Source organism: Catellatospora sichuanensis (assembly GCF_007483665.1).
GTDB lineage: Bacteria > Actinomycetota > Actinomycetes > Mycobacteriales > Micromonosporaceae > Catellatospora > Catellatospora sichuanensis.
On sequence record NZ_VIQO01000011.1, the window covers coordinates 295,866 to 315,475 of the forward strand.

At 67.5% G+C, this 19,610-nt stretch carries 17 protein-coding genes; 14 read left to right on the forward strand and 3 right to left on the reverse strand.

Annotated elements, in window-relative coordinates:
* Positions 1-5: 5 nt before the first annotated feature.
* From FLL47_RS23000 to FLL47_RS23015, 4 genes are read left to right on the forward strand one after another with little or no spacing between them, the layout of a single operon-like run.
* The gene (locus tag FLL47_RS23000) at positions 6-224 is read left to right on the forward strand and encodes an MbtH family protein (protein ID WP_144122632.1); all 219 of its coding nucleotides are present in this window, start codon (positions 6-8) and stop codon (positions 222-224) included.
* On the forward strand, positions 221-1,192 hold the full coding sequence (locus FLL47_RS23005; RefSeq protein ID WP_144122633.1) for an ABC transporter ATP-binding protein: 972 nt from the start codon (positions 221-223) through the stop codon (positions 1,190-1,192). Before FLL47_RS23000 ends, FLL47_RS23005 begins: the two co-directional genes overlap by 4 nt.
* Positions 1,192-1,959, forward strand: coding sequence for an ABC transporter permease (locus FLL47_RS23010; RefSeq protein WP_144122634.1), 768 nt, complete (start codon positions 1,192-1,194; stop codon positions 1,957-1,959). The genes FLL47_RS23005 and FLL47_RS23010 overlap by 1 nt, the downstream gene beginning before the upstream one ends.
* A gap of 53 nt (positions 1,960-2,012) precedes the next feature.
* Positions 2,013-2,762, forward strand: coding sequence for an ABC transporter permease (locus tag FLL47_RS23015; RefSeq protein WP_186315852.1), 750 nt, complete (start codon positions 2,013-2,015; stop codon positions 2,760-2,762).
* A 107-nt stretch (positions 2,763-2,869) separates the two neighbouring features.
* Here the strand turns inward: FLL47_RS23015 and FLL47_RS23020 are convergent, their stop codons facing one another.
* Positions 2,870-4,060 (reverse strand): hypothetical protein, encoded by a 1,191-nt coding sequence (locus tag FLL47_RS23020; RefSeq protein WP_144122636.1) that lies wholly within the window; start codon positions 4,058-4,060, stop codon positions 2,870-2,872.
* Positions 4,061-4,209: 149 nt separating this feature from the next.
* Between FLL47_RS23020 and FLL47_RS23025 the strand changes: the two genes are divergently transcribed.
* From FLL47_RS23025 to FLL47_RS23040, 4 genes are all read left to right on the forward strand, one after another.
* Positions 4,210-4,635, forward strand: a complete 426-nt coding sequence (locus FLL47_RS23025; RefSeq protein ID WP_144122637.1) for a hypothetical protein — start codon at positions 4,210-4,212, stop codon at positions 4,633-4,635.
* Between the two features lie 16 nt (positions 4,636-4,651).
* On the forward strand, positions 4,652-5,980 hold the full coding sequence (locus FLL47_RS23030; RefSeq protein WP_186315853.1) for a lanthionine synthetase C family protein: 1,329 nt from the start codon (positions 4,652-4,654) through the stop codon (positions 5,978-5,980).
* Between the two features lie 142 nt (positions 5,981-6,122).
* Positions 6,123-9,077, forward strand: a complete 2,955-nt coding sequence (locus FLL47_RS23035) for a lantibiotic dehydratase (protein WP_281286741.1) — start codon at positions 6,123-6,125, stop codon at positions 9,075-9,077.
* A 28-nt stretch (positions 9,078-9,105) separates the two neighbouring features.
* Positions 9,106-9,735, forward strand: a complete 630-nt coding sequence (locus FLL47_RS23040) for a class I SAM-dependent methyltransferase (RefSeq protein ID WP_144122640.1) — start codon at positions 9,106-9,108, stop codon at positions 9,733-9,735.
* Between the two features lie 36 nt (positions 9,736-9,771).
* Here FLL47_RS23040 and FLL47_RS23045 read toward each other — a convergent pair whose 3' ends face one another.
* A complete protein-coding gene (locus FLL47_RS23045; RefSeq protein ID WP_144122641.1) occupies positions 9,772-11,424 on the reverse strand; it encodes a glycosyltransferase family 4 protein in 1,653 nt (550 codons plus the stop codon).
* 312 nt (positions 11,425-11,736) lie between these two features.
* Here FLL47_RS23045 and FLL47_RS23050 point away from each other — a divergent pair, with 312 nt between their 5' ends.
* The 6 genes from FLL47_RS23050 (at position 11,737) to FLL47_RS23075 (ending at position 18,141) form a co-directional block, all read left to right on the forward strand.
* A complete protein-coding gene (locus FLL47_RS23050; protein ID WP_144122642.1) occupies positions 11,737-12,144 on the forward strand; it encodes a hypothetical protein in 408 nt (135 codons plus the stop codon).
* Between the two features lie 13 nt (positions 12,145-12,157).
* The gene (locus FLL47_RS23055; protein WP_144122643.1) at positions 12,158-12,382 is read left to right on the forward strand and encodes a helix-turn-helix transcriptional regulator; all 225 of its coding nucleotides are present in this window, start codon (positions 12,158-12,160) and stop codon (positions 12,380-12,382) included.
* A gap of 558 nt (positions 12,383-12,940) precedes the next feature.
* Positions 12,941-13,285 (forward strand): DUF1801 domain-containing protein, encoded by a 345-nt coding sequence (locus FLL47_RS23060; RefSeq protein ID WP_144122644.1) that lies wholly within the window; start codon positions 12,941-12,943, stop codon positions 13,283-13,285.
* A 394-nt stretch (positions 13,286-13,679) separates the two neighbouring features.
* On the forward strand, positions 13,680-15,077 hold the full coding sequence (locus FLL47_RS23065; protein ID WP_144122645.1) for a family 43 glycosylhydrolase: 1,398 nt from the start codon (positions 13,680-13,682) through the stop codon (positions 15,075-15,077).
* Between the two features lie 28 nt (positions 15,078-15,105).
* On the forward strand, positions 15,106-16,560 hold the full coding sequence (locus tag FLL47_RS23070; RefSeq protein ID WP_144122646.1) for a glycoside hydrolase family 43 protein: 1,455 nt from the start codon (positions 15,106-15,108) through the stop codon (positions 16,558-16,560).
* A gap of 147 nt (positions 16,561-16,707) precedes the next feature.
* Positions 16,708-18,141 carry an RICIN domain-containing protein gene (locus FLL47_RS23075; RefSeq protein ID WP_246158450.1) on the forward strand — a complete coding sequence of 478 codons (1,434 nt, stop codon included), beginning with the start codon at positions 16,708-16,710 and terminating at the stop codon, positions 18,139-18,141.
* A gap of 119 nt (positions 18,142-18,260) precedes the next feature.
* Here the strand turns inward: FLL47_RS23075 and FLL47_RS23080 are convergent, their stop codons facing one another.
* Positions 18,261-19,532, reverse strand: coding sequence for a poly(ethylene terephthalate) hydrolase family protein (locus FLL47_RS23080; protein ID WP_144122648.1), 1,272 nt, complete (start codon positions 19,530-19,532; stop codon positions 18,261-18,263).
* Between the last annotated feature and the right edge of the window lie 78 nt (positions 19,533-19,610).

Sequence of the window (19,610 nt, forward strand, 5' to 3'; positions counted from 1 at the left end):
CGTACATGCCTAATCCGTTCGAAGACGAAGCCGGGACGTATGTGGTTCTCGTCAACGCCGAGGGCCAGTTCTCGCTGTGGCCCGAGCGGATCGAGGTGCCGGCCGGCTGGGAGATTGCCAACGGCCCGGCCGGACGCCGGGAAAGCCTGGACTACATCGAGCAGCACTGGACGGACATGCGCCCGAAGAGCCTCGTCGCCCAGCAGCGGGGAAACGCGGCATGAGCACCGGCGAGAACGTGGCCGAAGCGGTCGAGATCGAGCAGCTCAGCCGCACCTATCAGCGTAAACGCGACGAACAGCCGCGGCTGGCCCTGGACCATGTCGAGCTGAGGATCCAGTCCGGTGAGGTGCACGGCCTACTCGGTCCCAACGGCGCCGGCAAGACGACACTGTGCAAGATCCTGTCTACGGTCCTGCTTCCCACTTCCGGCACGGTACGGGTGGCCGGGCACGACGTGGTGACCGAGACCGACGCGGTACGTCGTCTGATCGGGATCGCGTTCGGCGGCGAGCGCGGCCTGTACACCCGGCTGACCGCCCGGCAGAACCTGATGTACTGGTCGGCGCTGTATCGGCAGTCCAGCCGGGAGGCGAGGACGCGTGTCGGGTCCCTCCTGCACCGGGTGGGGCTCGCCGACCGGGCCGACGAGCGGGTCGAGACGTTCTCCCGGGGCATGAAGCAGCGCTTGCATCTGGCTCGTGCGCTTGTCGGCGATCCGCGGGTGCTGATCCTGGATGAGCCCACGGTGGGTATGGATCCGGTCGCGGCCCGCGACTTTCGGGTGTTGGTCGGTGAGCTTCGCACGGAGGGGCGGACCATCCTGATCACCACCCACGACATGGCCGAGGCCGAGGCGGTCTGCGACCGGGTGTCCTTGATCGACGGCGGACGGCTGGTCGCCACCGAGGACCCGCGCACGATCGGCAGGTGGCTGTCGGCCTACGAGCGCATCACGGCGGAGGTGGTCGGCTCCGACCTGGCCGACCGGCTCCAGCAGCTGCCGGGCGTGGCGGCGGTCAGGACCGAAGGGCCAGGGCGGGTGATCGTCGAGACCGACGCCGAGGGCGCCTGCGCCGAAGTGCTCCGGGTCCTGGTCGGTGCCGGCGTGACCAGCATCAGCACCGGCCGGCCCACGCTGGAGGACGTGTACCTGAAGGTCGTCGGCGACCGCGGCCTGGTGGTGCGCTGATGCGCCTGTTCTGGGCGTCCGCGCGGTTCCAGGCCTTGAAGCTGCGCCACTCGCTGGATGACCTGATGGTACTGGTCACGCTGCCGCTGTTCACGATCGCGTTCATGGCCATCGTGACCGAGGCGGGCCGGTTCGACCTTGCCCCGTACGCGGTGGTCGGCACGGGAATCATGGCCATCTGGAGCATCGCCCTGTTCGTGTCGGGCGAGATCATCGACAGTGAGCGGTGGAACGGGACCCTGGATGCGACCGTGGCTGCCCCGGCGTCACTGGCCACCATCGTGCTGGGGCGGATCGCGGTGGTGACCCTGATCAGCCTCTTTGGTCTGGCGGAGAGCGCATTCGCGGCCTGGGCCGTCTTCGGGGTCTGGGTGCAGGTCCACCACGTCGGCGTCTTCCTGCTCACCCTGGCGTGCACGTTCTTCGCGATGGTCGGCACAGCCATGATCATGTCAGGGTTCTTCGTACTGGCCAGGTCGGCTGTCCAGTTCCAGAACTCGATGTCCTACCCCTTCTACGTGCTGGGCGGAGTCTTCGTCCCGGTGGCGGTCCTTCCCGGATGGCTTCAGCCGGTGAGCAAGGTGGTGTTCCTGTCCTGGGCAGCGGATCTGCTACGAGACTGCCTGCAGCCGGCTCCGGTCACCCAGGTGCTGCTCCGGCTCGGCATCATCCTGCTGCTCGGCGCCGTCGCCATGGCGATCGGATACGTGTTGATCAGACGGGTACTGCACCGGGTGCGGCATCAGGGGACGGTGAGCTTCACGTGAGGGCCGCGATAGGGGACAACGCACGCGTCCTGCGGTACGCGTTCATCAGCGCGATGGCCGACCTTCGCGCCATCTACACCTGGCGGACCTGGACCTTCGCCTGGCTGCTCCGGATGCTCGCCCAGGTTTCCATGTTCGCCCTGCTGGGCAAGATGCTCGGATCGGCGGCGCGGACACAGTACCTGCTCGTCGGTAACGCGGTCCTGGTCATGGCGTTCGCGGTACTGGCCATCTGCGCGTCGACGGCCTGGGAGCGGATGGCCGGCACGCTGCCGCTGCTCATCGCGAGCCCGACGGCGCCGTTCGTGGTCTTCGCCGGCCGCAGCGTGCAGTGGCTGCTCGACGGGGTGGGATGCAGCCTTGTCTCCCTGTTCCTGCTGGCTCCCCTGTTCGGCGTGCGCCTGCCGATGCCGGCGGCCCTGCTGGTGGTTCCGCTGGTCGTACTGATCGCGGTGTCCGTCTACTGCTTCGGGCTCGTCCTGGCCTCGATCGCGCTGCGGGCCATGCGGTTGCGCAGTCTGATCGCCAACACCGGAAGCCTCTCCCTGATGGTGTTGGCCGGGGTTCAGGTCTCGGTTTCCTTCTGGCCCGCGCCGGTGCAGTACCTGGCGAATGTATTGCCGCTGACGCACGGTCTGCAAGCCGTTCGCGAGGTCCTGGCCGATGGACGCCTGGCCGACATCGGTCGGCAGGCGGCACTGGAATGCTCGGTCGCCCTGGGCTGGCTGGTCCTTGCCGGTCTGGCCTTCCGGCACCTTGCCGAAAGCGGGCGCCGGGACGGGTCGATCGAGTTCGGAGGCTGATGCTTTCCCGGAGCATCGGGTCGAACGCGATGGTTCTTCGCGATGGTGGGCGGGGGCGGCTCGGAGCCGGTTCAGCTCGCGGCCGGCTGACACCCGCAGCGAGCTGCCTACTGCCAGGTGACGCGGGCGGTGGTGCCGTCGGATGCCAGCTCGCAAGCTCTCACCTTGGCCGGCGCCTCGCCGATGACCAGGAGGGTGCCGGGCAAGGCGTCTCGCAGCAGCCAAGGGATGTGGCTCGGCATGCCGGACCGGCTGCCGGGGCGTGGCACCAACACGAGCGCCGCGGGGCTGGGGCCACCCTTTTCGTGCAGGCGCCAGGCGACGGTGAAGGCGTCGAGCTGCCGGGGTTCGAGCAGTGGGAGCACAGCTGCTTTCCCTGCGGCGAAGGCGAGCATTTCGTCGACATGTTCGACATCGGAGGTGTCACAGGCCCTCAGGTCCACTGCCGGGCCTTCGTAGGTGCCGGGAGTGTGGAAGATGCCTGCGTCGCCGGGCAGGGTCCTGCGCTGCAGGACCAGCGGTTCGTCGTCGGTGTCGACGAGGAACTCCAGCTCCACGCACCGGGTCCCGGCACCGGTCATCGCCGCCAGCTCCGCCAGTATGGCGCAGAGGCGCTCAGCGCTCCGCCGCGCGAGTGGCCCGGCTTCCCGCAGCGTCGCGCTGTCGGGGAAGCGGTGCGCCTGACCGCCACCGCCCCACGGCGCGATTTCGACGATAGGTTCGCCTTCCCGCACGTACGCTGTGCCCTGCCAGGCCAGTCTTGGCAGCAGGTCCATCACGATGAGGCCGGCGTCGCGGGGTTCGTCGGTGGGTAGATCGTGCAGTCGGTGGCACAGCGTCGCGTACGCCTTGTAGAGGGTGCTGGGGAAGGTCAGCGGTTCAGCCTGCGGCCAGCTCGGGATGAACTGCGTGGAGTCGAGGCCCGGTGGGCGGTCTCCTTTGGGCCCTGGCCAGCGCATGCTGCTGCGCAAGACGGTGGCCAGGCCGTTGCGGTCGACGAGTGCCTCAGTGAGCACGTCGTGGAAGCCGCGCAGTCGGTCTGACAGTGTCGAGGGGATGGTCGACGCGCCTGGCAGTTCGGTCTGTTCGAGCGGTAGACGGTCGACATGTGCTCTGGTGTAGAAGGTGGCCAAAGCGTCCACGCCCAGCACGGAATATGATACGAAGGGTGCGCCGAGCGCACGCGTGTTTCGTGCCAGTTCCACCATTTCGGCTGCTTTGTCGCCGACGATGCTGCGCAGTTCCCGCGGTGAATCCACGTCAGCGAGTTCCCGCGCTTGGTAAAGGCCACGAACCATGAGCGCCGAGTCTAGCCCCGGCCCTTCAGCAAGGCGTCGGCATCGGCTGCCGCCACAGGTTCCGGCCGAGCAGGACACGGACAAGCGGACCCGGCCGTGAATGCCTGCCTGATACTATTTTGGAACGATTCGCGAAGGAAGGAACCGAAATGAGCAACGATGCGTTCAGCCAGCATCCGTACGTCGACGGCGTCCGTCCCGACCCGGCTGCGGCGCCATCGGACGTCATGGAACTGGTCGGCTTCGCGGGCAACAGCAGCAGGCCGGGTTATCAGCGGATCTACCTGACCTTGGCGCTGGACTACTACGCCGAGTTCGCGTCCGGTGATTTGCTGTATACGGCGCAGGTGCCTGCGGACGCATCGCCGTTTCCCGGCCACGAGGTAGTCGCCGTCACCGTGCGACGCGACGCGACCATCGACTACACCTGGACCAGCCACGGCCAGCATAAAGCGGATTTCGATCTCGACGTCCGCTTGGAGGCACGGCCCCGGGATGCATATGCGTTCGGGCCCTTCGAACCCCGCCGGACCGAACCTGAAGGTACCTGCCCGAGCCGTCTTTGCCCGCAGTGAGTCGCACGACTCGCGCATGATCGGCGACTCGGTGGCTTCGACTGCGCAGCGGCAGGCGGGGCCGCACCCGTGGCGAGCAGTCGCCACGTCGAGCCAGCAGGAGCGAGCGTTGCGACTGGCATTGAGCATCGCGATCACGCTCCGGCAGCCGCCGGCCGCCGCGCCGACGAAGAAGTGGTTGCGCTCCTCGGTTGCCGAAGGCGATGCCGGGATGGCCCTGATGTGCGGCTATGTCGGCGCCTGCTCGGATGATCCAGCGTGGTGGGCATGGGCCCACCGATATCTGCAGCGCGCCGCGACGTTCGCCGCACGCGAAGGCCCGGTACCTTCCGGGCTGTTCGACGGCCTGGCGGGGCTCGGTTTCGTGGCATCGTCGCTCGCCCGAGCAGGCAGCAGATACCAGCGTCTGCTTGCGTCGATCGACGACGCGCTGCACCGGTACCTCGACCGGCCGCCGGGCGAGGACGGAGCCAGAGGTCCGCGGCTCGACTTCGATGCCGAGGGCGGCCTGGCCGGCGTGGGCACGTACCTGCTTCAGCGAGCCGACGAGCCGGGCGGCCTGGCCGGCGCAACCAGGGTGGCGGAGATATTGATCGGCGACGCCCTGGACCGTGCCACGCCACCACCGTGGGCAAAGGTCGGCGACGCGGTGCACGGATTCTTCCGCACCCAGTTCCCGTACGGCTTCGTCGATTGCGGGCTCGCCCACGGGGTGGCCGGTCCGTTGGCGTTCCTGGCCCGATCGCGGGCGCTGGGTGTGCGGGCGGAGCGGCTCGACGAAGCCCTTCGGCATCTGGTCACGTGGCTGGCTGCGTGCCGGCGGGACGACGCCTACGGCCCCCGGTGGCCGGTGGGCGTTCCGCTCGACACCACCGGACGCGTCGCCGGCGGCTTCGACGACACCGGTAGACCTCCGCCGGACGCCTGGTGTTACGGGACGCCCGGGGTGGCGCGGACGCTCTGGCTGGCCGGCACCGCCATGGACGACGGCGCCACGTGTGAGTGGGCTGCCGATGCGATGCTGGCCGTCTACCGGCGGTTGGCTGACTGCGAACACGTCATCGCGCCCGGCCTGTGTCACGGCCTGGCCGGCCTGCTGCAGATCACGATGCGGTTCCACCATGACACCGGCGACGAGCGGTTCGGCCACCACGCTCAGGCGCTACTCGACCGGCTGCTCGTGCTGCACGAACCCGACAGCGCCTACGGCTATCGCGAGCACGACCATCCGCGCAATCCGGATAATCCCGGCTTTGTCGACGGTGCTGCCGGGGTGGCGATGACCCTGCTCGCCGCCTCGACCGACGTGGCGCCGGACTGGGACAGGATGCTCCTCATTGCCTGACGACCCGAGCGAGCAGCTCAGCCCGACGGTGCCCACGTGCTCGAAGCCGGCGGCCAGGGAACTCTATCGGCCCGCTGAGTGGGGGCTGCTACGCGCTCCGCTCCTGCCCGTCGAGTGCTACACCGCGATGACGCGGTCCCGGATGGCGGGCGGCCCGACGGTCGGCGATGTGGTGGACGACCCGCGGGTGCGTGCGGCGTTGACCGTCGGCAACCCCGCTGTCATGGACGCGCTGAGCCGGTCCGACCGGCTGGCGGACGACTCCCGGCTGGCCAGGACGCTCCAGCGCTACCTGGTGCGCATGTCCACTCGAGCCACCCCCTACGGGCTGTTCGCCGGGATCGCGCTGGTGGCGTGGGCCGATACGACGGACGTCGAGCTCGGGACATCCCGGCCGCGAACCCGAACCCGTCCGGACATGGAATGGCTGCTCGGCCTGGTCTTCGACGTCGAGTCAGACCCTGCCGTGCGCAGGCACCTGTCGTACGTCGCCAACCCCGAGGTCACCGAACGGGCGGGCCGGCTGTTCGCTCCGGCGAGCACCGTGGGCGGCCCGCGCCATCGCACCAGGTCGACCGTCTCGGTCCGTGCCACGGATCCGGTACGCGCAGCGATCGCACTGGCCCGCAGACCGATTCGGCACGATGACCTGATCACCGGGTTGGTCGCACTGGCGCGTGCGCCGATCGCCCGGGTCGAGGTTCTCGTGGAGCAGTTGTGGCAGCAGCAGCTCCTGTTGACCGACCTGCGCCCACCGTTGACCAACCACGATCCCGCGCGGTACGTGGCGGACAAGCTGAGCGGCATTCCACAGGCGGCCGAAGCACACCGTGTCCTGGGCACTCTGCTCACCGCGATGGAGGATTTCGACACCTGCTCGTTGACGGCCGCCGAAGCGGCCTACCGGTGCTTGCTCGAGATGTCGGGCTGCGCGGACCACGCGTGGGCCACCGCGCCCCCTCAGGTCGACATGGCACTCCCCCTGGCCGGATCGCACGTCCATCGCGCCGTCGCCGACGATGCCGCGCGCGCCGCCGAGCTGCTCCTTCGACTGGCCCCCGAGCACTACCGCGGTACCCTGACCGCCGCGTACCGGGCACGATTCGAGCAGCGTTACGGACTCGGCCGGGCGGTGCCACTACTGGCGGTGCTCGATCCCAACTCGGGGCTCGGGTCGCCGTATGCCGGGGTCGACACGCCCGCACCGAGCGGATACACGGTCCGTGATCAGCTGCTGGTGGAGCTGGCCGGAAACGCCCTGTGCGAGGGCCGCACCTCGATCGAACTCGATGAGTCGACTTTGGAGCGGTTGTCCACCCCCTTCCCGGCGACGCACGCGCCCCTGTCGCTGGACGTGTCCGCGCTGCTGGTCGCCGAGTCCCCAGCCGACGTGGACGACGGAAACTACCACCTCGTCATCGGCCCGGGCCTCGGCGCCGCAGCCGCAGGCAAGATGCTCGGCCGGTTCGCCGACCTCCTGGGTGAGCCCGCCAGAACCGCACTGGAAGAAGTGCATACGCGCGAATCCGAGCTGTCGTCCGAGGTGGTCTTCGCAGAGCTGGCCTATCTGCCGATGACCGCCAAGAACGCCAACGTCGCCATCCGGCAGCACTCCCGCCACCACGAACTCGTCATCGGCGTGTCGCCGGGTGTGGCGCCCGCGTGTGTGATCCCCGTCGGCGAACTCGCCGTCGAATCGACGGGTGAGCGGTTCCGGCTGTGGTGGTCTGCGCGCGGTGCCGAGGTGGCGATCGTCGCGGGCCACATGCTCGACCCTCGGACGGGCCCCGACCTGTGCTGCTTCCTCGCCGATACGGGCACCGACAGGCGCGTCCCGTTCACCGTGTTCGACTGGGGTGCCGCCGCGATGCTGCCCGCGCTGCCGCGCATCCACGTCGGGCGCATCGTCTTGTGCCCAGCGCGCTACCGAGCCACCCCACTGATCCGCGCCGCAAGGGCCGCCGAGTCGGTGCCCGCCTTCGCGCAGGCCGTGACGGAATGGCGGACGCGACTGCGGGTCCCCCGATACGTCAACGTCGGATCGTTCGACTACCGGCTCCTTGTCGACTTGGACAGCACCGTTGAACTCGACGGACTGCGACACCAGCTTCGCCGCCACCGCGAGCCGAACCGGCTCATTGTCGAAGAGGCACTGCCCAGCCCGGCACACGCGTGGCTGCCGGGGCCCGGGGGCCGATATCTCAGCGAGGTCGTGGTACCGCTGTTCCGGACCGCAAGGGACGATCCGCAGGCCGACGTCCCAGCGCGTCCGCTGCCGATGAACTCGTCGTACCGGATCCGACCACCCGGCAGCGACTGGCTCTACTTCAAACTGTACTGCCCACCCGCCTTCGAAGACGAGGTCATCGTCGAGGCCGGCCACGAAGCCGGGCGCGCCGTTGGGGCCGGTCTTGCCGACCGCTGGTTCTTCGTCCGCTATGCCGACCCCGAACCCCATGTGCGCCTGCGCCTCCATGGCCGTCCGGAGGACCTGACGAGCACGCTGTTCCGCCAACTCTGTGCATGGGCCACCCAACTCGTCGAGCGAGGGCTGTGCTCGAGCTTCACCGTCGACACCTACGAACGTGAACTCGAGCGCTACCACGGCCCCGAGGGAATGGCTTTCGCGGAAGCCGTCTTCAACGCGGACAGCAGCGCCGTCGTCGACGTCCTGGCGCTCCGCCGAGCCCGGCGGCTCGCCATCGACGACGTCGTGCTGGCCGCGCTGACCTGCTATGACCTTCTCGACACGCTGGACGAAGACGTGCACCACCTCGCGTGGTACAGCAAGGTGATCCCCCGGCGTCCGCCGCCCGATCCTGCACGGGCCGCCCGGGTGCGCGACGTACGCGCCTTGATCACCGTCGGACCCAGCAGCTACTCAGGGGGAAAGGAACTGTCGGCGATCCTCGCGGACAGGCGGGCCAAGCTCGCCGGCCTGTCTGCGCAGCTCGATCCCGCGTCGCTCAGCGACCACCTCCACCTGCATCACAACCGCCTGCTCGGCAACCATGGCTCCGAACGGGAAACGCTCATCACGCTTGGCAAGGTGCTCCACGGCCTCTCCGTCGCGCCGCACCGCGACCCCCGCTCCTAGGAGATCGCACGTGCACCCATTGGCGAGCGTGTTCGAGCAGATCTATCGAGATGGGCTGTGGGCCAACGGCTCTGGCACGGGGTCCGATCCCGCCAACACCGAACGGTATCGAACGTTCGTCCAGCGGTTCATCGTCCAGCACGACATCCAGACCGTCGTCGACCTCGGATGTGGAGATTGGCGCTCGTCGAGACTGATCGACTGGAGTGGCGTGGCGTATCTCGGCGTCGACGTCGTCGAATCGGTCATCCTGCGGAATCGACAGCGCTATCAGGTCGACAACATCCGATTCGCGCGGCTGAACGACGAGGACGAGCTGCCCCACGCTGATCTCCTGATCGTGAAGGACGTGCTGCAGCATCTCCCGAACAGCGAGGTTCACCGCATGTCGGAGTTGCTCGGACGGTTCCGCCTGGCCCTGGTGACGAACACCGTGACGTCCGAGCTGTATCGACCCGATGGTTCGGTGGTGCGCATCGAGGACGTCAACACGGACGTGCCAGCGGGGCTCATGCGTCCCGTCGACGTGCTCGGGCCGCCGTTCAACTGGCCCGGCGAGGAAGTCCTCCGGTACAGCTGCCCGTGGCCGCGGCTGGGAGCTTGGGAGACGAAGTCGACCGTGCTGATCCGCACTGCGCTCACGGAAGCGAGTGGATGATCCCGCTGCGCCGCCGCTGCCACGAGGTCCGCACCGTCAGTTCACGAGTTCGAGGAGGCCGTACTTCACGAGCTGGGCTATCTGCGGAAAGCACTGGTGCCGCGATTGGGGTGCAGCGGCCGACACGCGTGCCATCAGTTCGGAGATCGGAATCCTGCGGTCGGCACCGCACGTCGCCAGGATCTTCGTACAGATCTCCAGTTCCTCCGACAACTCGGTCACGCGGAGGAACTGCAACCCGCCCGCGGCGAGCTCGGCACCTTCCGCACTGATCTGGACCCGCGTGTCGGAGTTGATCAACGACGTCGGGTGGGCACGGAACGTCTCAAGGTAGTCGAATCCGAGATCGTCGCAGGGCGGATCGTCGGCCCGACTCCTCTCCTGGTCCAGAAGTTCGAGCCAGAGCGCTTCGTACTGGCGGACGATGACCGGCCAGTCATGGTGCTGCACCACCCGACGCCGCGCCTCGGCGCCCATACGCGTCCGGAGTGCAGGGCTGTCGATCAGCCGTTCCAGATATTGCGTCAGGCTCCGCATGTCGACCGATGTCGCCTGGCCCAGGTGTCGGTACAGCTCCAACGGCTCCCACAGAAATGGCGTGTGCCGCAGGTGCTCGAAACAGTCCGCCCATTGCGTGGGGACGAGGAACCCGGTGACACCGTGCTGCACCGAGTCGCGGTGGCCGTCCCAATCCGAGGCGATCACCGGAAGCCCACACGCCATCGCTTCGATCACCGTCTGGCCGAAGGTTTCCTGCACGCTGTCGGTTGGTGACACGAAGACGTCGGCGGCGTCGTACAGGCTGCGTTTTATGTCACTCGTCGGATTCGGTATGACCGTCACCATGTCGCCCACGCCCAATTCGCCGGCGAATTTCTCCAGCCTGGGCGTGATCTGGTGCGGCACGTCGTCACCGGCGAGAACCAGCGTGGCGATCGCGCGCTGCTTCGGCGGGAGCCGCCGAAAGGCGAGGACCAACGGGAAGAGATCGGCCTTGTAGTGCGCCGAGAACCTGCCGAGGTAGAGGATGACCACCGCACCCTGAGCAAGGCCGAGTCGTGTTCGTGCCGGCGCCTTTTCGCCTGGCCGATACGTGGTGGCATCCGTGCCCAGCGGAATGACCGGCAATCGGCACCTGATCTTCTCCGGTGGCTGCCGCGCCGAGGCGGCCGACGTCAGCCGCTCCACGGCGGCGCGACCGGCACGGCTGGTACACACTAAGGCATCCTGGCTGCGTAGCGCCCTCAGAAGCGCGCCGAACGCATACCAGAATCCGGGTCCGCCCGAGATGCTGTGCGTGACACCGATGACTGGCCATGGGTCGCCGCCTACGAACGCACGCATGTTCACCAGACCCTGCAGACCCGGGTCCCGGATGCCATCCTCACCAGACGAACCGGGATGGAAAAACACCATGCGGCCATGACGCGCGACATGGGGATAGTCGGCGACGAGTACCGGTCGGAAACGCTCCCGATTCGGGTATGCCATCAGCCGGTCCCCGGCCTCGGACAGCTGGCGCCGGGTCGTGCACGGCAGATACACGGTTTCGCACTGCGAATGCTGCAGCACCGCCCGCAGCAGACCCGCCTTGGCGACTTCGGCTCCCCAGATTCCGGACTCCGCGGGGTGCTCGTCTTTGTACGCCTCAATCGGAAAGGGCAATGAGGCGATGGTCATGGAGTACATTGACGCTCCTGGCTAAGGACGAGTCCCGATCATCGGGAAGATCCGGCCGTTGGTTGCCCCCGTAGCTCGTACGCCGTCCTCGTACGTTGTCGAGCCAGTCCCCCTGGCCCGGTGCGGAGCGTATGCGGGTGTGGAGGTGCCGGTCGCCTGACACGCCGAAGTAGACAATCCACCAGGCTCGGGCGGTTCAGTGTGCGGTCGGCTACTTGATCCGGGTGGTCCAGCTGACGGCACCGCGGTGCGATGTAAGGTGGGCCTTCCGAAATGTCAGGGACCCTTGACTAAATGGAAGGGACACCTTACCTTCGGGTCATGACGGAGCAAGCACAGCAGAACGAAGTCGCACGCGCGGCCCGCCGTGCCGTCCTCGTCGACGGCCTACCGGTGGTCACGCTGGGCTGGGTGGCCCTGGCGCTGGGCAGTAGTCCGGATCAGAGCGCAACGCAGAAGGCCTGGTGGATTGCCGCTACCGGCGTGTTCGCGCTCGCCATGGCCTGGGTCATGGTGCGGGCGTTCCGGCGTGCGGACGAATACCTCCGCAAGATTCAGCTGGAGAGCATGGCCATCGCGTTTGCGGTGGTCCTCGTGGCACTACAGGTGGCCGCCGTGCTCGATTCCGCGGACGTCATCCAGGTCCACCAGCTCACCCAGCTGATCATCATCGGCGGGATGACGATCTGGCATGTGACCGCGGACCTGCGCACCCGCTTCAACCGGTGAAGGCCCCGCGCCGATGAAGAACCGGCTACGCGAGCTGCGGGCAGCCCGCCGATGGAGCCAAGCCGACCTTGCCGATCGGTGCCAGGTCTCCCGACAGGCCATCAACGCCATCGAGACCGAGCGGTACGACCCCAGCCTGCCCCTGGCGTTCACCATCGCCGACGTCTTCGACCTGACCATCGAGGAGATCTTCCTGCCCGACCGGGCGGACACGACGAACGACCCGGGCCGACCCTGAGCAGGCGGTGCAACAGATGCCTCTGATCCAACCGGTTGAACCGCAGAAGTCAGCTCGCACCGCAGCGGCAACGGTAAGCCGGGGATCCGCCACGCCTCCGAGACCGGACGGGTGCCGCCGTCCACCGGCGCAGCAGGACGGACGGGCGCCTTGAGGCCCACCCGCGTGAACGGCTCGGCGAGAACCCGCGTACCGCCGCGATGAACTCGTCGACCTCCGCCGGTAACGACATCTCCACGCCGTCCCCAAATTCGCTCGTCGGCAGGACGCCGAGCGTAGCCGCCCGCCAGCACCGGTCAGCGCGATACTGTCGGCTCACCCTCGCGGTTTGTCCGCTACCGGCCGCTCGGGTTCTCCTCAAAATCCCGCTACGCGGCTTATGTGAAGCCGTGCCGCTCTGCCGTCCCGTCACCGTCGTCCCTCGGGCGGGAGCAGGAGTCCGGGACTCTTGTCGGTGACGGCCGGTACGGTCCGGATCTACGACGGGACAGGTCGGCCGATGCGTATCGGTCTGGAATCAGGCCGTCATTCTTGGCGACGATATTGAAGGAGAAGACCGTGAGTGACGATGTCACCCAGTACATCAACAAGGCACAGCCGTGGCAGATCGACGTGTGCCAGAAACTGCGTGCGATGGTCGGCCAGACCATTCCGGATATCGAGGAGCGGCTTCAGTACGGCAAGCCGCACTACCTCAAGAACGGGCACTACGCGGCCGTCATCGCGGTGGCCAAGGACAAGGTCTCGTTCATGGTATTCAACGCGACGGATGTTCCGGAGGTCAAGGGGTTCCTTCGGGCATTGGGCAACGGTGAGCGCAAAGCCGTCGACATCAAAGAAGGGCAGACCGTCGATTACGGCGCACTTGCCGGCATCCTGAAGGAGACCGCGACTGCCCTGTAGCTACCAGGGTAAATACCGAGCAGGGCGCCCGCGGCCTGCCTGACGCCGCGGCGTCGGCGGGTTCCGGGCCCGCCGAGCAGTCGGGTCCGACGCCACCGGCCCGGACAACTCCGGCTGGGCGCGCAGCAGCCCAGGTCCGTGATCGCCTGCCACCGAGTATCGCCTGATGGCGGTCGACCTCGGTGATGTCGACGGCGGTGATCCAGCACCGTGCGGTGGGCTTTCCGCACCCGGTGGTCGGTGTTGGACGGTCGGGTCACGGGCCTCGACCAGGATCTTCGATCGAATGCTTGACAACTGTTTCCGCAGTGTTGACACTTCCAGCAACCCGAAATCGTTTCGTTACTTCGAAATGTTTGGTTCGCAATGTTAACGCTAACATCGGAGACTGCCGATGCACTTTCGCTCCCTGCTGGCACTTTCTGCCCTGGCTGCGAGCTTCGTCGTGGTGCTGACCGGTGCGCCGGCGTACGCTGCGACGCTGCCCACCGGGGCACGGTCGCTGGAGTCGGTCAACTACGCCGGCCGCTACGTGCGGCATCTTGACGCCCTGGGCCGGGTCGACGCGGTCACCTCGGGCAGCACCGCGCAGACCAAGCTCGACGCCACGCTCACCGTGGTGACCGGGCTGGCCTCACCCGCGTGTTACTCGTTCCAGACCAAGAGCGGGCTGTTCCTCCGCCACCGGGACTGGCGGCTGCGGGTCGACGCCAACACCGGCGACGCGGTCTTCCGCGCGGATGCGACATTCTGCGCAGTCGACGGCTCGACCGCCGGGTCGATCGCGCTCGCCTCGTACAACTACCCGACCCGGCGGATCCGGCACCGCGACTTCGCGCTGTGGCTCGACACCTACCAGGACACCGCCGCCTTCCGGTCCGACAGCTCGTTCCGGATCACCGCACCGTGGGCCCCGAAGAGCAACACCGGTCCGGTGATCCCGGGGCTGTTCGCCGATCCCCACATCGCGAACTTCGGCGGCCGCTACTACCTGTACCCGACCACCGACGGATACGCCGGCTGGAGCGGCACCTACTACAAAGCCTTCTCCTCCACCGACCTGGTGAACTGGACCGACCACGGCGTCATCCTCGACCACGGCCCGGACGTCTCGTGGGCCGACAACTCCGCCTGGGCCCCGGCGGTCGCGACGAAGAACGGCCGCTACTACCTGTATTTCAGCGGCGGTTCGGCGACCGGCAACACCGCCAAGCAGCTCGGCGTGGCCGTGGCCGACACGCCGACCGGGCCGTTCCGTGACGCCCTCGGCCGGCCGCTGGTCACCAGCGGACAGTTCTCCGGCGGTCAGGCGATCGACCCGATGGTCTTCACCGACGACGACGGTAAGTCCTACCTGTACTGGGGCCAGGGTGTGGCCAGGATGGTCCCGCTGAACGCCGACATGATCAGCTTCGACTCCGCGCAGGTGCGCACCATCACGCCGACCGGCTACAACGAGGCGCCGTTCGTGTTCAAGCGCAACGGCATGTACTACCTCATGTGGTCGGAGAACGACACGCGCAGCGAGGACTACCGGGTCGCGTACGCCACGGGATCCTCGCCCTTCGGGCCGTGGACCAACCGCGGCGTCGTTCTGCAGAAGCGGCTGGAGGCGGGCATCCGCGGCCCCGGCCACCACTCGGTGGTGCAGGCCCCCGGCACCGACACCTGGCACATCGCCTACCACCGGTTCGCAGTGCCGGCCGGCAACGGCACCAACCGCGAGACCGCGATCGACCGCATGGCGTTCAACGCCGACGGCACGATCCGCCCCGTCGTTCCCACCCTCTGACCCCTTCCAGCTGAGGAGACATACATCCATGCCGAGATCCAGAACCAGGCTGAGCACGCTGTTCGCCCTCGCCTGCCTGATACTCGTGTCCTGGTCGGTGGCGGCACCGAAGCCGGCGGCGGCACTCGACCCCTTCACCGGCTACCTGATGGCGCACTTCACCGGCGAATCGGCCAACGGCGAGCAGATCTACCTCGCCCACAGCACCGACGGCGTGCACTGGACCGATCTGAACAGTGGAGGACCGGTCCTGCTCTCCACGGTCGGCACCCGCGGAGTCCGCGACCCCGCGATCGTCCGCTCGCCGGCCGGTGACCGCTACTGGATCATCGCGACCGACCTGCGCATCGCCAGCGGCACCTCGTGGAGCGACGCCGCGAACGCGGGCAGCAAGTCACTGGTCGTGTGGGAGTCCACCGACCTGGTGAACTGGTCGGCTCCCCGGCTGCTGAACGTGGCGGGCGCCATCTCCGGCGCCGGCGACGCCTGGGCACCCGAGGCGATCTACAACGCGGCGACCGGTGACTACGTCGTGTACTGGGCGACGAACGCCACCCTCAACGGCGTCAAGAAGCACCGTATCTACTACGTGCGCACCAGCGACTTCCGCACCTTCACCGCACCGCAGCTCTACATCGACCGCGGCGCCGGCCAGGGGATCATCGACACGCAGATCGTCGAGGTGCCCGGCAGCGTCGGCGGCTACCGCTACTACCGGGCATCGGCCGACGGCCACATCACGGTCGAGGCCAGCAACTCGGTCCTCGGCACGTGGACGACCATCGGGAACCTGTCTCACCTGGGCATCTCCAACGGGACCGGGGGCGGCAACGTCGTCGAGGGCCCCATGTGGATGCAGTTCAACGGCCGTAACGAGTGGGCCCTGTGGCTGGACCAGTACGCCACCGGGCGCGGCTACATGCCGATCACCTCGACGAACCTGGGCAGCACGGCGAACTTCCAGACCCGGTCCGACTACGCCCTGGGCGCCAGCCGCAAGCGCCACGGCTCCATCCTGAACCTGACCGCCGCCGAGTCGAGCCGGGTGCTGGCCCGATGGCCCGCCGGCGCGGCGCCCAACCGCCTCCAGTCGTACAACTTCCAGACCCGGTACGTGCGGCACGCCAACTTCGACGTGCGTATCGACGCCAACGTCAGCCCGACTCAGGACGCCCAGTTCAGGGTGGTCCCGGGTCTGGCCAACAACTCGGGCTACGTGTCCTTCGAGTCGGTGAACTTCCCGGGGTACTACCTGCGGCACGTCAACTTCGACTTCGTGCTGGCCGCCAACGACGGCACCGCGGCCTTCTCCTCGTCCGCGACGTTCCGGCAGGTCGCCGGGCTGGCGGACGCGGGGTGGTCGTCGTTCCAGTCGTACAGCAACCCCGACAGGTACATCCGCCACTACAACTACCTGCTCAAGCTCGAGCAGACCACGACCACACAGGCGCGCGCCGACGCCACCTTCCGCGTGACGACCTGACACGACCAGCAGCTGCATCACCTCGGAATGAGTCGTTTACCTTTAAGGATTGGACATTTCATGACACAGATCGTGTCGTCTGGTGATTGTGTACCAGGACACTCCCGGAGCACCCGGTCGTCGCGCCGACTGCTGAGCGCCCTTGCGGTGACCGCCCTCACCGCGCTGGCCGGCGTGGTCGTCTCCGCTTCACCGGCCAATGCCGCCACCAGCCAGTTCCGGGGCATGAACTGGGCCGTGCTGGGTGACAACTTCAGCACCACCACGCTCGTCCTGGACGGCCTGAGCCAGTCCGACAGCAACGCGACGGTGCGGGCCAAGGCCAACGCCCTCTATGACGACATGGCCTCCACCATGGGGGTCAACACCGTCCGGCTGCCGATCAACACGCACACGGTGGCCAACACGACCTGGTGGAACGCCTACCGTGGCGCCATCGACGCGGCCACCGAGCGCGGGTTCAAGGTCATCCTCGCCTACTGGGAGGACGGCGCCGCCTCCGGCGGCAGGATCACGAACATCGCCGCGTGGAACACGATGTGGTCCAGCGTGACCAACACGTACGGCTCGAACGGCAACGTCTACTTCGAGCCGATGAACGAGCCGCACGGCTACACCTCGACAGAGTGGCGCAACGTCGCAGCGACCTGGCTCGGCTACCACACCTCGGCAGTGCCGGGCCGGGTGCTCATCGGCGGCACCGGCTACAGCCAGGACCTGCGGGATGTCTGCAACGACACCCGCTTCAACGCGACGCTGCTGTCCTTCCACCACTACGCGTTCTTCTACGCCGAGATGACCTACGACGCCTTCCTGAGCCACATTCAGACACGTCTGGGCAACTGCGCCTCCCGCGCGGTCGTGACCGAGTTCGGCGCGGCCATGCACACCGGCCTCAACTACGCCGACGCCAACAGCACTGAAAACTTCGTGCGGTACATCCGCGCCATCGCCCAGGTCATGCGCAACAACCAGATGGGCGGCACCTACTGGCCCGCCGTCGGCGGCAAGCCCACCGGAACCCTCGGCTACGACGGCTACTCGATGTACGCCCTGAGCGGCAGCGGCACCAACCTCAACCTGACCATCCGCAACACCTCCGGCGCCGACCGGGTCAAATACGCCTGGGGCGACACCGTCAGCAACCCCACGACGCCCCCGGCGACGTTCTACCGGATCAACGTGCGCCACAGCGGCAAGGCCATGGACGTCCAATCACCCAACACCGCCAACAGCGCGCGCATCGGCCAGTACACCTACAACGGCAACGCCTGGCAGCAGTGGCAGTTCCAGGACGCCGGCAGCGGCTACTGGCGCATCATCAGCCGGCACAGCGGAAAATGCCTCGATGTGGCGAGCGCCTCCACCGCCGACGGTGCCGAGCTCATCCAGTACACCTGTGGCACCGGCAACAACCAGCAGTTCCAGATGGTCGCCAACGGCAGCTACTTCCAGCTCCGGGCCCGACACAGCAGCAAATGCGTGGACGTACCCGCCGCATCGACCGCGGATGGCGTGATCCTCAAGCAGTACACGTGCAACACCGGCACCAACCAGCAGTGGTCGCGCACCGCCGTCTGACGGTCGTCACGACGTGACCGCGGATCCGAGGTAGGGCCCGCACGGCCCCGGCGCCGAGCTCATGCTCGGCGCCGGGGCCGTCGTCGTACCAGGGACGGAATCGTACGGTCTGCGAGCTGTCACCAGTTCTTGTATGCGACGTCGCCGAGGTTGCAGAAGGTGCAGTCGGACCTCAGGAAGTTCTCCGTGCGGCGGAACTCCTCGTCGGCCAGGTGCCATCGCAGCCAGGCGGTGATGATGTGCTGGGCGTTGCGGGTAGCCGCGATGTGGTCGGTGTTGTCGAGGATGTTGAACCACACCGGCACGCGGGTGTTGGTGTAGTCGCGTTGTACGTTCGAGGTGGCGAAGTCTGCGTCACCGCCGATGTAGAGCGCCGGGTTGCGCAGATTGCTCGGACCGTTGCCGTCGAAGGAGCCGCCGGCCACATGGATCGTGGTCTCCAGCCGCGGCTCGTTGGCCACGTCGAATGTTCCGATCGAACCCCGGGAATGGCCGCCGAAGGCCACCTCCGAGAGATCAAGGTCTTGGTATAGCGGACTGCTCGACCTGACGTTCTCGTCCTCCAGCCAGTCGAGAGCGTCGACCATGTAGTCGCCGCTGCTGGACGAGACCTCGCTGTAGACGACGAACCCGTGCGAAACCCACTGGCGCAGCATGTCCTCGTAGGCGGCCGGGTCGGACCCCGCGCCCGGGCCCCAGATGAGGATCGGGTGGTCCACCCCGTTCTGGCCCGCGTTCGTCGGGTACACCAGCCAGCCGTCGTCGCTGGGCCCGGCGGTCTGGTCGATGGTCACCGCGTACGGCCCGGGCCTCGTCACGTCGCTCACCGGCGGCAACGAGCCGCCGGGTGAGCCGCTCGGCGAAGCGGTCGGGGTCGGGCCTGGGGTGACACTGTCGCCCTGGACGAGCACGTTGTCGACGGTCAGCGTCTCCAGGATGCTGCTGGCGTCCAGCGAGAACCGCAGCCGCAGGTCGCGGCCATTGACCGAGGCCGGCAGGGGGTACGTCGCCGTGCCGGTGGCGGTGCGCGCAGTTTCCAGGGCGGTGAACGGACCGCCGCTCACCGAGTAGCTCACGGTGAAGCTCTCGCCGAGGTCAAGGCCGGACGCCACCCGGGTGTAGGACACCGTCACGTTGCCGTATCCGGTCAGGCTGATGGGCGCGGACGTCATGGCTGGGTCGGAGAGCAGCGACGCGGCCAACCGGGCGCTGCCCGCGCTGTTCGTGACGGAGCCGGACATGGTGAAGGTGCCGAGCCCGTTGGTGAAGGTCTCGCTGTAGATCGAGGTGGCGGCGGAGGCGGGCGGCATGACAGCGAAGACGGTGCCCAAGGCGATGAATCCGATGGACGGTACACCGAGTGCTCGGAGTCGGCCGCTGGTGTGAGACATGTCGGAGATCCCTTCTGACTGCGCCTGACCGAATGCGCCAGCGCTGTTCTGTCGGATGCGCGGAAATGCGCCTGCTCC

Bases quoted from the DNA above. Each gene is read 5' to 3' on its own strand.
- FLL47_RS23020 (WP_144122636.1), bottom strand. From the start codon at position 4,060: ATGGTTCGTGGCCTTTACCAAGCGCGGGAACTCGCTGACGTGGATTCA.
- FLL47_RS23080 (WP_144122648.1), bottom strand. From the start codon at position 19,532: ATGTCTCACACCAGCGGCCGACTCCGAGCACTCGGTGTACCGTCCATC.
- FLL47_RS23010 (WP_144122634.1), top strand. From the start codon at position 1,192: ATGCGCCTGTTCTGGGCGTCCGCGCGGTTCCAGGCCTTGAAGCTGCGC.
- FLL47_RS23030 (WP_186315853.1), top strand. From the start codon at position 4,652: ATGATCGGCGACTCGGTGGCTTCGACTGCGCAGCGGCAGGCGGGGCCG.
- FLL47_RS23035 (WP_281286741.1), top strand. From the start codon at position 6,123: ATGGCGGGCGGCCCGACGGTCGGCGATGTGGTGGACGACCCGCGGGTG.
- FLL47_RS23055 (WP_144122643.1), top strand. From the start codon at position 12,158: ATGAAGAACCGGCTACGCGAGCTGCGGGCAGCCCGCCGATGGAGCCAA.
- FLL47_RS23000 (WP_144122632.1), top strand. From the start codon at position 6: ATGCCTAATCCGTTCGAAGACGAAGCCGGGACGTATGTGGTTCTCGTC.
- FLL47_RS23050 (WP_144122642.1), top strand. From the start codon at position 11,737: ATGACGGAGCAAGCACAGCAGAACGAAGTCGCACGCGCGGCCCGCCGT.
- FLL47_RS23025 (WP_144122637.1), top strand. From the start codon at position 4,210: ATGAGCAACGATGCGTTCAGCCAGCATCCGTACGTCGACGGCGTCCGT.
- FLL47_RS23065 (WP_144122645.1), top strand. From the start codon at position 13,680: ATGCACTTTCGCTCCCTGCTGGCACTTTCTGCCCTGGCTGCGAGCTTC.
- FLL47_RS23005 (WP_144122633.1), top strand. From the start codon at position 221: ATGAGCACCGGCGAGAACGTGGCCGAAGCGGTCGAGATCGAGCAGCTC.
- FLL47_RS23070 (WP_144122646.1), top strand. From the start codon at position 15,106: ATGCCGAGATCCAGAACCAGGCTGAGCACGCTGTTCGCCCTCGCCTGC.
- FLL47_RS23015 (WP_186315852.1), top strand. From the start codon at position 2,013: ATGGCCGACCTTCGCGCCATCTACACCTGGCGGACCTGGACCTTCGCC.
- FLL47_RS23045 (WP_144122641.1), bottom strand. From the start codon at position 11,424: ATGTACTCCATGACCATCGCCTCATTGCCCTTTCCGATTGAGGCGTAC.